The organism is uncultured Shimia sp. (assembly GCF_947498095.1).
Taxonomy (GTDB): Bacteria; Pseudomonadota; Alphaproteobacteria; order Rhodobacterales; family Rhodobacteraceae; genus Shimia.
The window spans coordinates 45,845-57,078 of the sequence record NZ_CANMJE010000016.1; the positions used below are offsets into that span (position 1 = coordinate 45,845).

The window sequence follows — 11,234 nt, forward strand, 5'->3', positions numbered from 1 at the left end:
AAGCGGATTCCGGCGTGATTGGCCCCGTTCTGGCGGATTGCGGCCCGCTCACACCGCTTCACGGACCACGGCGGGTGATTTCAGGCAGGTCCCGCAACGAAGCGTTGTAGTCGCGCAGCCAGTCAAAGGTCTTTTCAAAGGGCATCGGTCGGCCCAGTCCAAACCCCTGCACATGCTCGCACCCAAGTTGACACAGCATGGCGTGTTCTCCGGGCGTTTCGACCCCTTCCGCCAACGTTTCCAGCCCCAGTCGCTCGGCCATGGTGACAATCGCGGCGACCATGCGCTGCTGCTCGATGTCCTGATCCACGCGGGTCACAAACGAGCGGTCGATCTTAAGCCGAGAAGCCCGCAGGCGGCGGATCGATGAGATCGACGCATGGCCGGTGCCAAAATCATCGAGATCAATGCCGCAGCCAAGTTCGGCCAGCCCATTGACGTTGCGCACCACGATGTCGTCCGGCGCCCCGGCAATTACAGTTTCTAGTACTTCGATCGACAAGGATTTTGGGGCAAGCGAAAAGCGGTCCAGCTCCCAGCGGATCTTGTCCAGAAGGGCGGGATTGTGCAATTCGTCCCCGGCAAAGTTTACGCCGATGGTCGGCACGTCATAGCCGGCCTTGTGCCAGGCCTTAAGTGCGCTCAGCGCCTCGCTCAGCATCCTGTTGGCCAATTGCTCCAGTTGGTCGCTTTGCTGCATCGGACCCAGAAACTCGGCCGGTGGAATGATGCCGCGTTTGGGGTGTTGCCAGCGCGCGAGGGCTTCAAACCCCGAAACATAGCCGGTGCTGGTGCAAATCTGGGGTTGGAACCAGGCATGTATCTGGCCGCGGTCCAACGCTTTGCTGGCCTCAAGCGCACTTTGGCGTCGGGAGACCATGCGTTTGCGAAAGCCCGATTGATACGAACGAATAGAAGACAATCCGGCGCGCCGCGCCTCACTCAGCGCCATATCAGCCGCCTCAAACAAGGTTGCTCCTGTGGCTGGGCTGACACGGGAGGACAGGCAAAACCCCACCGAACAGGTCGGATGAATGGACACGGCCTGCAAGGGTACGGGTTCTTCCAGTGCGGTTTGCAGTCGGGTGGCGAGCTGCAGGCAAATCTCAAGATCGAACACCCGCACCGGGTCCAGACAGATGACAAAGCGGCCATCGCCCACACGGGCCACCACGTCATCCGTGCGCAGCGCCGCCACGATCCTCCGTGCGCTGTGTTTCAACACGTCTTCGGCGGCATTGTCGCCATATCGGTTACGGATCTCGGAAAACCGGTCCAGCTCAAGACACAAAGTGGCGGTCAGCAGCCCGCTTTCGCCAAGATCGCCCATCTGCGTGTCTGACGCGCCCTCAAAGGCACCGCTGACCAGCAACCCGGTCAGCGCATCACGATCATTGTGACCTGCACGCCGCTGAGTCGACGATTTGCGTAACAAAAAGGGCAGGGGCAGGAACAGCGCGGTCACCAGCAACCAGACCTCGCCACCCAGCACATAGGCGCCGAGAATGACGCAAGGCACCAGCAGCATCAGCACGCGGCTGCCAAATTCGGACAGCGCAAAAGATTTTGGCAGCAAAGGCAGTCGCAAGGCTCGGGCGCTCCGTCAGGATATGATTCCCGACGAGGCTAAAAGATGCGGCTCAGAGGCCGGTTAACGCAACTTGGGTATTTGCGTCTCAATTTGTTCAAATTCTTTCGATCCCAGCATCAACCCGGCAAAATCAAACAGCTTGGGATCAAGCATGTGCGAGGGTCGGATGTTCATCAGACTGCGAAACATCACCTGCCTGCGACCGGGAGAATTGGCCTCCCACTGATCGAGGATTGCCTTGACCTGCTGGCGTTGCAACCCGTCTTGTGACCCGCAAAGATCACACGGAATGATGGGATACTGCATCGCTTTGGCGAATTTCTCGCAATCTTCCTCGGCGACATGGGCCAGTGGGCGATAGACAAACAAATCACCCTCTTCGTTGACCAGCTTGGGCGGCATCGTGGCCAGCCGCCCTCCGTGGAAGAGGTTCATGAAAAAGGTCTCAAGAATATCATCGCGGTGATGGCCCAGCACGACCGCCGAGCAGCCTTCTTCGCGGGCAATCCGATAAAGGTTGCCACGGCGAAGACGCGAACACAGGGCGCAATAGGTGCGACCCGCCGGCACTTTGTCTTTCACCACACTATATGTGTCCTGATATTCGATCCGGTGCGGCACCTTCATGCGTTCCAGAAACTCGGGCAGAACGGTTGCGGGAAAGTTGGGTTGCCCCTGATCCAGATTGCAGGCGAGAATTTCGACCGGCAAAAGCCCGCGCCATTGCAATTCATGCAACACCGCTAAGAGCGTGTAGCTGTCCTTGCCGCCTGACAGGCAGACCAACCACCGGGCACCACGTTCGATCATGCCATATTGCTCAATCGCTTCGCGTGTCTGACGCACAATGCGTTTGCGCAGCTTCTTGAAGTTGGCTGTCGAGGGTGCGCCGTGAAACAGCGGGTGGATATCGTCGAGATCATCAAGCATGCGCTGCCTTTAGGCCATCTCCGCCATCCGGGCAAGTCCGGAGCCCAAGCGGTGCAGACTCATCCATTTGTCGTTGCGCTGCGTATTCAGGAAAAGAAAGGACTCAACATGCGCAGATTTGTAATGGCGGGGGCGCTGGCTTTGCTGGCCGCCTGTGGCCGCCCAACACTGGATCAGGACAAGCTCAGCAACAAAGAGCTGAACCTAGAAGAGTATTTCTCGGGGCGCACTGTGGCCTATGGCCAGTTTCAGGACAGTCTGGGGCGGGTCTCACAACGTTTCAAAGTCACGATCGACGGGCGCTGGGATGGCAAGGTGCTGACGCTGGACGAACGGTTTGTCTATTCCGATGGCGGCAAGGATCGCCGGGTGTGGAGCCTGACCAAAACGGGCGCAGAGACATGGCAGGGCACGGCGGAAGGGGTGCAGGGAGTCGCAACGGGTGTGGAAAACGGCGATACCTTCAACTGGCGCTATACCATCGACCTGCCCAAACGCGAAGGTGACGGCAGCGTGCGTGTCAGTTTTGACGACTGGATGTGGCTCTTGGAAGACGGGCGCCTGCTGAACAAAGCCTATATGAGCAAGGCCGGGATCACTCTGGGGCAGGTCATCATCTTCTTTGAAAAGAAATAGGGCCAAGCCGCATGGCCTGACCCTACTGTCATTTGGTTCAGCGTAAACCGTGTTACATCGCGGCAGCGTTACACTCTTTGCCCATCTCGATGGCTTTGAATGTTCCGGTAAGGTCCATGATGAAGCCATAGGCTTTTTCAGGGAAGACAACCATTTCGCGCTGTTTCTGGATCTGTTCGATGATGCCGGCGTCATCGGTCAGCACGTAGCCGCCTGAATAGCCTTCGGTGATGTTCCCGCGCATGCCTGTCGCTTCACCGACATAAACGTTGTCGCCCAAAACGACCGCAACGCCCTCTTTCTGGCCTTTCTTGATGTCGGTCTCGGCGGTGGTAAAGACGCCAATATAGGCCACACCACGGTCACGGGTCAGACCCATCTGCACCACGTTGCCAAAGTCATCCTTGGACTCGATAAAGCATGATTTCTTTTCGTGATCGGTAAAGACATTCCATCCTTCAACCGAGCCGAAATGGCTGTAGCGATCTTCGGCCAATGCACCGGTGGCAACAAGGGTGGTCGCGAGGGCGGCAGAGGCGGCGAGCTTGGTGAAAGTCATTTGGGCAATCCTTTTGTATGAAACAGTGTTCGACCTGAATTTAGGGTCTGTTTGGTCGACGTCCACAGATGAATGTCGAACCGTGTCGACATTAGGGCGTGTCAGGCAATTATTTGCCGGTTTTGTCGTCCCGGTCAGGCTTTGGGTCAGGCACCGGGTCATAGCCATCACCGCCCAGGGGATGACAGCGGCCAATACGTTTGGCAGCCAGCCAGCTGCCCTTGATCGCGCCATGCTTTTCCAGCGCTTCCATCGCATAAGCAGAACATGTGGGTTGATATCTGCAGTTGAATCCAACCCAAGGGCTGAACACCAACCGATAGAACCGGACAGGCAGGGCGACGATATGGGCCAGAGGAGTCATGGGCGAAAGATAGGTGTGAACAACGGTAGGGGGAAGTGCGGTGGATGAATTTGTCGATCTCGCAACGCAGCGGAATCAACTGGGACGGCACTATGACGCGTCGGGTCGGGTTGCCTCCAGAGGCCAAGCCACCTCTGGAGGAGGATTGGGCTTAGCCCGGCATCTTTTCAAAGGCCGGAATTCCGTCGTCAAGGATGGTCGCGGTCATCTTGCTTGAGGCGTAGACGTTCGCCTTGGGTGTGAATTCTTGATGTTCGTTGATGTTTCCGGCACGCAGGGCAATCATACCTGCGCGGGCCGAGTTCTGTGCAAACATCGGTGTGCCGCAATTGCTGCAGAAATGTTTGGTCATCGTGCTGCCCGCATCTGACATGTGCTGGAAGGTCTTCGGCGTGCCGGTGATCTTTACGTCGTCCTGTTTCATGAACATCAGAGTGGCAAAGGCGGTGCCTGTCGCGTGTCTGCAATCCGTGCAGTGGCAATTGGCCATGACTGGCACGTCGCCGTCGGCCTCGAATGAGATATCGCCACAAAGGCACTGTCCGGTAAGTTTTGTCATTGGGTTTCCTTGTTTCCTGTCATCGCTGCAGCGACGACAGTAGGGAAATTGCCCCGATCATCAAGGGCTGACAAAAGTTTGACGGTTGTAGGACAACCCAAATCCCGGCGCACACTTTGAGTTTTACCGGCGAGGTGCCGCGTTGTGCGGTCTCAGGCCCCACCAATGTCAGGCGTCTGCAGCGTGCAGTTTCTTCAGCGCGTATTTCAGATCGCCCTGCAGCGCGTCAAAAGGGCGGGCGGCCGTCGCATCCTTGCGACCGATCAGAACGTAGTCCCAGCCGGGTTTGCCCCGCGTCGGCAGGATCAGTCGCGCAACTTCGCGCATCCGGCGTTTGGCGCGGTTGCGGGCCACGGCATTGCCGACCTTCTTGGAACAGGTAAAGCCCACGCGGATCGCATGGGCTGGAACCTCTTCGGCGTCGCGACGTTTGCGGGCCTGCACCATCATCGCACCGGTGCCTTGTCGGCGGGCGCGGGCGGCGGCCAGAAAGTCGCTGCGATTTTTGAGAACCGTCAGACAAACGGAAACCGCCGGGGGCATATCCCCGTGGCTGGCTGTGCCATCCTTGGGGGCCTCCGGCGGTGTCATTCCGTCTAAACGGGGTCGGTGAGCTTATGCGCTCAGCGACTTACGACCGCGTGCGCGGCGTGCGTTCAGGATCTTGCGACCGGCTTTGGTGGCCATACGCGAACGAAAACCGTGGCGGCGCTTGCGAACCAGGTTCGAGGGTTGGTAGGTGCGTTTCATCGCTCCGTCTCCGTCTGTTCAGGGTGCCTCGCGAACGGAATCGCGGACCCATGTGCTATTCGAAGCCCGGTCTATAGAGGGGTGTCTCAGACAAGTCAAACGCCTCAATCGCGTTTTCGGACTGAATTTCGGGGTTTTGCAATAAAAACCGTCGATCGCGGTCGGGATTGTTTCAAAATCCCGGTTTTCCCTGTCGACTTATCACGGATTGCGCCCCTGCGATCAAGCACCCGTGAGGAGGCTGTTGTTTCCTTTTTGCCTGTCACATGTTGCTATGGAGACAGTATGACTGGAAAACGCATGAGCGATACGACCGATACGGGCAAAGCAGGCTGGGGCCGGGCGTTGCCCTTTGCCCTGATCATTGCCGCTGCTGTGATTGGCGCGATGACGCTGGGGGATCTTTTGAGCTATGAAAGCCTGCGCGACAATCGCGAGGCTTTGCTGGCGTACCGCGATGCCAACTATGTCTGGGCAGCGCTTTTGTTCATGACCATTTACGTTGTGATTGTGTCCTTTTCTCTGCCCGGAGCCGTGGCGGCAACGCTGACTGGCGGGTTTTTGTTCGGGGTTTTTCCGGGGGCGTTGTTCAACGTCTCGGCAGCCACATTGGGCGCGGTGTTCATCTTTCTGGCGGCACGCTGGGGGTTTGGAGATCGCATGGCCGCCAAGATGGAAGCCTCGGACGGGCGGATCAAACGCATCAAAGACGGAATTGACGAGAATCAGTGGTCGATGCTGTTTCTGATCCGTCTGGTGCCGCTGGTGCCGTTCTTTGTGGCCAATCTGGTTCCGGCCATCGTCGGCGTGCCTTTGCGCCGCTTTGCGATTTCGACCTTCCTGGGGATCATCCCCGGCGGCGTCGTCTATACCTCGGTCGGTGCCGGCCTGGGTGAGGTCTTTGCCCAGGGCGAAACCCCCAATCTCGGCATTATCTTTGAGCCGCAAATCATTCTGCCGATTCTCGGGCTGTGTGCGCTGGCCGCCCTGCCGATGATCCTCAAGGCCCTGCGGGGCGGGAAAGACCTCTGATGAACAAGATTAAGACGGACCTGCTGGTCATTGGCGCAGGCTCTGGTGGTCTCTCGGTGGCCGCAGGGGCTGTGCAGATGGGCGCCGACGTTGTGCTGCTCGAAGGCCACAAGATGGGCGGCGATTGCCTGAACTATGGCTGTGTACCCTCCAAGGCGCTCTTGGCCAGCGCCAAGGTTGCCCACACGCAAGGTCACGCGGCGGCCTTTGGCGTGGCCGATCAGGTGCCGCAGATCGATTTTGCTGCTGTGAAAGACCACGTCGCGAGTGTGATCGCCGAGATCGAACCCAACGACTCGGTTGAGCGGTTCGAGGGGCTGGGCGTGCAGGTCATCTCAGAATATGGCCAATTCCTCAGCCCGACCGAAGTTCAGGCCGGGGACAATACTATCACCGCGCGCCGGATCGTGATTGCCACCGGATCGTCGCCGTTCGTGCCGCCGATCAAGGGGCTCGAGACGGTACCCTATGACACCAACGAAACCCTGTTCGAGCAACGCGAGCAACCGGGCCATTTGCTGATCATCGGCGGCGGACCCATCGGCATGGAAATGGCGCAGGCGCATCGGCGTTTGGGGTCCGAGGTCACAGTGATCGAAGGTGACAAGGCGCTGGGCAAGGACGACCCGGAGATGGCCGCTTTCGTGCTGGAGACCCTGCGCGACGAAGGCATCACCATCGAAGAAGACGCTCTGGCGGCGGAAATTCGAGGGGCCGCGGGCGCGATTGAGGTTGAGGCGCAGGATGGGCGTGTCTTCAAAGGCACGCATCTTTTGATGGCTGTCGGGCGCAAGGCCAATATCGAGCGACTGGACCTCGACAAGGCCGGGATTGCCACAGAGCGCGGCGCGATCAAAGTGGATGACAGCCTCAAGACCAGCAACCGCAAGGTCTATGCGATTGGCGATGTGGCGGGGGGGCTGCAGTTCACCCACGTGGCCGGCTATCACGCCGGGATCATCATCCGCTCGGCCCTGTTCGGGCTGCCAGCCAAGCAAAAGACCAGCCATATCCCCTGGGCCACCTATACCGACCCGGAACTGGCGCAAGTGGGCCTGACCGAGGCCGAGGCCCGCAAGCTGCATGGCGAAAGCTTGGAAGTGGTGCGGTTCGATCTGCACCACAACGACCGCCTGATTGCCGAGCGCAAAGCGCGGGGCCTGATCAAGGTTATGGTGGTCAAAGGCCGCCCCGTAGGCGCTTCGATCGCGGGTCATCAGGCAGGCGAGCACATCAATCTGTGGGCGCTGGCCATTGCCAACGGTATGAAGATGGGCCAGATCGCCGCGATGGTGTCGCCCTATCCCACGGTGGGCGAAATTGGCAAACGTGCAGCGGGGGCCTATTTCTCACCCAGACTGTTTGATAGTCCTAAGGTGAAACGGATGGTACGGCTGGTGCAACGCTGGCTGCCCTAAGGGAGAAGATGGAACAAAGATGCTGAAATCGCTTTCAGGCCGGTTTCTGATCCTGACCATCATCTTTGTGATGCTGGCCGAGGTCATGATCTTTGTGCCGTCTATCGCGCGCTTCCGCGAAGACTTTCTCTTGTCGCGGCTTGAACGGTCACAGATCGCGTCACTGGCGCTCTTGGCGGATGACATGATCGATGACGATCTTGAGGCTGAGCTGCTGCGCAATGCCGAAGTCTACAACGTGGTGCTGCGCCGTGATGAGATGCGCCAGCTGATCCTGTCCTCGCCGATGCCGCAGCCCATTGATGCCACCTTTGATTTGCGCAATGCGGGGCCTGTGGATTTGATCCGCGACGCCATGCGACGGTTGTTTGACCGCGAAGAGCGGGTGATCCGCGTGATCGGCGCACCGGTGCGCGAAGCCGGACTGTTGATTGAGATCACCATGAAAACCAGCGGCTTGCGGGCGGCGATGGTTGATTACGGGCTGAACATTCTGTGGCTCTCTGCGGTGATCTCGGCGATCACTGCGTCACTGCTGTTTGTCGCTGTCCGCGGGCTCTTGGTGCGCCCGATCAAGGGGGTGGTGTCTTATATGCAATCCTATGCCGCCGCGCCCGAAGATGCCCGTCGCATCATCCAGCCCAACGCCAGTGTCACCGAACTGCGCGAGGCCGAAGAAGCGCTGCAATCGCTGCAGGTCGAATTGACGGCCTCGTTGAAGCAAAAAGAACATCTGGCGCAACTGGGTGGTGCGGTGGCCAAGGTCAGCCATGACCTGCGCAACATCCTGACCTCGGCACAGTTGTTCACCGACCGAATCGAGATGAGCGAAGATCCCACCGTCAAGCGCATGGCGCCGAAACTGGTGAACTCCATTACCCGCGCGGTGAACTTGTGTGAAAGCACGCTGGCCTTTGGCAAGGCCGAAGAGCCGCCCCCGCGCCTGTGCCATGTGGTGCTGGCCGATATCGTCAGCGATGTGGTCGAAAGCGAGCGGCTGGCGATTGGCGAGTTTGATCTCAGTTTTGCCGAGGATATTCCCACCGGGCTGACCGTACGCGCCGACCCTGAGCAGTTGTATCGAGTGATTGCAAACCTCGTGCGGAACGCGCGTCAGGCGATCACCGCCTCGACCAAGCCCGGCGAAATCTCGGTTGCAGCCCGCGAAGAGGACACAGCATGGTTCATTACCGTGGCGGACACCGGTCCCGGCTTGCCACCCAAAGCGCGCGAGCACCTGTTCACACCGTTCCAGGGCGGTACCCGCAAGGGCGGCTCGGGTCTGGGACTGGCGATTTCGGCGGAACTGGTCCGCGGGCATGGCGGCAAATTGCTGATGCTGTCCACGGGTGAGAGTGGCACCACCTTTGAAATATGCCTGCCCAAAGGTGATGTGGCAGATTCCTGAAATTTCGCGGAATTAGCCCTTGCATACCCCCGGCGTTCGCACTAAATCCCACTCCACCGCGCTCTGGTAGCTCAGCTGGATAGAGTACCTGACTACGAATCAGGGGGTCGGGGGTTCGAATCCTCCCCAGAGCGCCATTACTTCAGCTAACTCATTTGTATCCTTTCAGCTTTTGGCCGCCGCTAGGAGCCGTAGACCATGTCGAAGACCATTTGACGCCCGTTCACCTTCGAAAAAGAAGGGGATTTTACTTCAGCCGCCGCATTCCGAAAGAGTTGAGTCGCCACTATACGTCACCTCGGGTTGCGTATTCTCTGCGCAAAAGGTCGCCAAGGATCTCCGAGGTCCGAGCAAGAAGAGCTGCCGATCAGCTCGATGAATACTGGTATCACCTGAGGTGTCGCGACGCGGAACTACCGGGAAAGCACATGTTGCGCCTGAAAAAAAACCACAGGAGCAGAGGTCACCGACCAGCAGGTTTCCGCCTCCTCCTCATTTGTTCCTTTGTTGGGGGGCCGTCAGGATTTATCTGCAGCTCAAAGGAAAGGGCCGCCCCTTGTCCTTCCAGCAGGCCGCTGAGAGAGCATGTGGGTATGTGATCGCTGCTTGTGGAGACAAGCACCGCGATGCCTACACCAAGGCCGATGCCAATGCTTTCCGCGACGCCCTTATCGCTCGTGGTCTTGCAGCCAGCAGCATTACACGGGTTTTCAGCACAGTCAGGGTAGTGACGATCTTCGCCGCCAGTGAACTGGGCCTCACCCTGAACAATCCCTTCGCGGACGTCTACTATGACAGATCAGCTGGCGTAACAGATCTCACTTCAGTTTCTGCAGATGCTCTCGCTACGGTTCAGGTGAAATGCAGGGAGCTGGACGATGATCTCAGGTGGCTTATCGCCTTGGTGTCGGACACGGGCATGCGCCTTGCAGAAGCTGCGGGATTGACCCGAGAGGACTTTGTTCGGGGCGAGAACGGGTTCCTTTTCGTCCGGATCCTACCTCATCCATGGCGTCGTCTCAAGACCAAGGGTAGCAAACGAGATGTCCCGCTCGAGGGTGCAGCAAGGTGGGCAGCAGAACGCATCCTAGACCAGATGACGTCATCCCAGTTCGCTTTCCCCCGGTACAACAAAACCGACACGACCAACGCTAAGGCAGTCAGTGCAGCGCTGAACAAATTTATGAAGGAACACGTACCTGCAGGATGCTCGATGCATAGCTTTCGTCACTCGATGCGAGATCGTCTCAGAGCCGTTGAGTGTCCGTCCGACATCGCTGACCAGATAGGGGCCTGGCAGACCGACGGAGTAGGCCACGGATACGGCTCGGGCTATCCACTGGAAGTCCTCAGGAAGTGGATGAAGGCTGTCACGTGAGCGGACATGGTCTACGGCTCCTAGCGTTGGCTAAAATCTGCATCGATACCAATGAGTTAGCTGCACTAATTCGTAGACATTCTTTTGAAAAAAGTGGGCTATCGCAATCTTGGGGCACCGTTAACCGCAAGAGATACTGTATTTTTTCCGTCTACGAATACCATAAATCCATCATCAACCAATACCGTGTCTGGGTTTCCAGCGAAAATGGTTTCAACACCGTTTATTCTGTCACTTTCCCAATTCATTTGTCATAGTTTCTGCTCATTCTCAGCAATAGCCCCTGAAGCGAGCACAGCGAAGACCAAGGACACACTGGTTAGTTTCATTACAATTTCCCTCGCATTCATTTCTGTAGTTGTGCCCGAGTAGTGGATCATTAAGCATTCTCCTCAACAGAATGTTGTGGACCCAATCTAAGGGCTAGTTATGATTCTTCGTTTGCCAGTGTGTTGTCATACGTGACTTTAAGTTAGCTGAGGCTTGTGAGCAGAAGCCGAACTATAATACGGGTATCCTAATAGACCTTATGATTGGGGATGTTTGGTAGTTTTTAGTGTCCTAGGATGATGACACCGAAGAGGACGAATGCAGCGATGAAGATGGTTT

General features: G+C 57.8%; 13 protein-coding genes and 1 tRNA gene. 7 read left to right on the forward strand and 7 right to left on the reverse strand.

Annotated elements, in window-relative coordinates; all coding sequences use genetic code 11:
• Positions 1-58 precede the first annotated feature (58 nt).
• Both Q0932_RS18645 and ttcA read right to left on the reverse strand, forming a co-directional pair.
• Positions 59-1,588: a bifunctional diguanylate cyclase/phosphodiesterase gene (locus tag Q0932_RS18645; protein ID WP_299356441.1), complete on the reverse strand. Its 1,530-nt coding sequence runs from the start codon at positions 1,586-1,588 to the stop codon at positions 59-61.
• A gap of 63 nt (positions 1,589-1,651) precedes the next feature.
• The gene (gene ttcA, locus Q0932_RS18650; protein ID WP_299356443.1) at positions 1,652-2,521 is read right to left on the reverse strand and encodes a tRNA 2-thiocytidine(32) synthetase TtcA; all 870 of its coding nucleotides are present in this window, start codon (positions 2,519-2,521) and stop codon (positions 1,652-1,654) included.
• 108 nt (positions 2,522-2,629) lie between these two features.
• Between ttcA and Q0932_RS18655 the strand changes: the two genes are divergently transcribed.
• Positions 2,630-3,157 carry a DUF3833 domain-containing protein gene (locus tag Q0932_RS18655; protein ID WP_299356445.1) on the forward strand — a complete coding sequence of 176 codons (528 nt, stop codon included), beginning with the start codon at positions 2,630-2,632 and terminating at the stop codon, positions 3,155-3,157.
• A 52-nt stretch (positions 3,158-3,209) separates the two neighbouring features.
• Here Q0932_RS18655 and Q0932_RS18660 read toward each other — a convergent pair whose 3' ends face one another.
• The 5 genes from Q0932_RS18660 to rpmH form a co-directional block, all read right to left on the reverse strand.
• Positions 3,210-3,716 carry a hypothetical protein gene (locus Q0932_RS18660; RefSeq protein ID WP_299356447.1) on the reverse strand — a complete coding sequence of 169 codons (507 nt, stop codon included), beginning with the start codon at positions 3,714-3,716 and terminating at the stop codon, positions 3,210-3,212.
• Between the two features lie 109 nt (positions 3,717-3,825).
• Positions 3,826-4,080 (reverse strand): membrane protein insertion efficiency factor YidD, encoded by a 255-nt coding sequence (gene yidD / locus Q0932_RS18665; protein ID WP_299356449.1) that lies wholly within the window; start codon positions 4,078-4,080, stop codon positions 3,826-3,828.
• Positions 4,081-4,231: 151 nt separating this feature from the next.
• Positions 4,232-4,639, reverse strand: coding sequence for a GFA family protein (locus Q0932_RS18670; RefSeq protein ID WP_299356451.1), 408 nt, complete (start codon positions 4,637-4,639; stop codon positions 4,232-4,234).
• 168 nt (positions 4,640-4,807) lie between these two features.
• Complete coding sequence (gene rnpA, locus Q0932_RS18675; RefSeq protein WP_299356453.1) at positions 4,808-5,230, reverse strand: ribonuclease P protein component; 423 nt, start codon at positions 5,228-5,230, stop codon at positions 4,808-4,810.
• 24 nt (positions 5,231-5,254) lie between these two features.
• Entirely contained in the window at positions 5,255-5,389 is a 135-nt protein-coding gene (gene rpmH / locus Q0932_RS18680) for a 50S ribosomal protein L34 (protein WP_048599009.1), read from the reverse strand.
• 300 nt (positions 5,390-5,689) lie between these two features.
• Between rpmH and Q0932_RS18685 the strand changes: the two genes are divergently transcribed.
• The 6 genes from Q0932_RS18685 to Q0932_RS18705 all read left to right on the forward strand — a co-directional run bounded on the left by Q0932_RS18685 (position 5,690) and on the right by Q0932_RS18705 (position 10,625).
• Complete coding sequence (locus Q0932_RS18685) at positions 5,690-6,421, forward strand: TVP38/TMEM64 family protein (RefSeq protein ID WP_299356456.1); 732 nt, start codon at positions 5,690-5,692, stop codon at positions 6,419-6,421.
• Positions 6,421-7,839, forward strand: coding sequence for an FAD-dependent oxidoreductase (locus tag Q0932_RS18690; protein ID WP_299356458.1), 1,419 nt, complete (start codon positions 6,421-6,423; stop codon positions 7,837-7,839). Before Q0932_RS18685 ends, Q0932_RS18690 begins: the two co-directional genes overlap by 1 nt.
• 19 nt (positions 7,840-7,858) lie before the next feature.
• A complete protein-coding gene (locus tag Q0932_RS18695; protein WP_299356460.1) occupies positions 7,859-9,247 on the forward strand; it encodes a HAMP domain-containing sensor histidine kinase in 1,389 nt (462 codons plus the stop codon).
• 60 nt (positions 9,248-9,307) lie between these two features.
• Positions 9,308-9,384: transfer RNA gene (locus Q0932_RS18700), tRNA-Arg, on the forward strand.
• Positions 9,385-9,522: 138 nt separating this feature from the next.
• Positions 9,523-9,846: a hypothetical protein gene (locus Q0932_RS20585; RefSeq protein WP_366141433.1), complete on the forward strand. Its 324-nt coding sequence runs from the start codon at positions 9,523-9,525 to the stop codon at positions 9,844-9,846.
• Positions 9,804-10,625, forward strand: a complete 822-nt coding sequence (locus Q0932_RS18705) for a tyrosine-type recombinase/integrase (RefSeq protein ID WP_299356462.1) — start codon at positions 9,804-9,806, stop codon at positions 10,623-10,625. The genes Q0932_RS20585 and Q0932_RS18705 overlap by 43 nt, the downstream gene beginning before the upstream one ends.
• Positions 10,626-11,234: the final 609 nt, after the last annotated feature.

Bases quoted from the DNA above. Each gene is read 5' to 3' on its own strand.
- ttcA (WP_299356443.1), bottom strand. From the start codon at position 2,521: ATGCTTGATGATCTCGACGATATCCACCCGCTGTTTCACGGCGCACCC.
- Q0932_RS18655 (WP_299356445.1), top strand. From the start codon at position 2,630: ATGCGCAGATTTGTAATGGCGGGGGCGCTGGCTTTGCTGGCCGCCTGT.
- Q0932_RS18660 (WP_299356447.1), bottom strand. From the start codon at position 3,716: ATGACTTTCACCAAGCTCGCCGCCTCTGCCGCCCTCGCGACCACCCTT.
- yidD (WP_299356449.1), bottom strand. From the start codon at position 4,080: ATGACTCCTCTGGCCCATATCGTCGCCCTGCCTGTCCGGTTCTATCGG.
- Q0932_RS18670 (WP_299356451.1), bottom strand. From the start codon at position 4,639: ATGACAAAACTTACCGGACAGTGCCTTTGTGGCGATATCTCATTCGAG.
- rnpA (WP_299356453.1), bottom strand. From the start codon at position 5,230: ATGACACCGCCGGAGGCCCCCAAGGATGGCACAGCCAGCCACGGGGAT.
- rpmH (WP_048599009.1), bottom strand. From the start codon at position 5,389: ATGAAACGCACCTACCAACCCTCGAACCTGGTTCGCAAGCGCCGCCAC.
- Q0932_RS18685 (WP_299356456.1), top strand. From the start codon at position 5,690: ATGAGCGATACGACCGATACGGGCAAAGCAGGCTGGGGCCGGGCGTTG.
- Q0932_RS18690 (WP_299356458.1), top strand. From the start codon at position 6,421: ATGAACAAGATTAAGACGGACCTGCTGGTCATTGGCGCAGGCTCTGGT.
- Q0932_RS18695 (WP_299356460.1), top strand. From the start codon at position 7,859: ATGCTGAAATCGCTTTCAGGCCGGTTTCTGATCCTGACCATCATCTTT.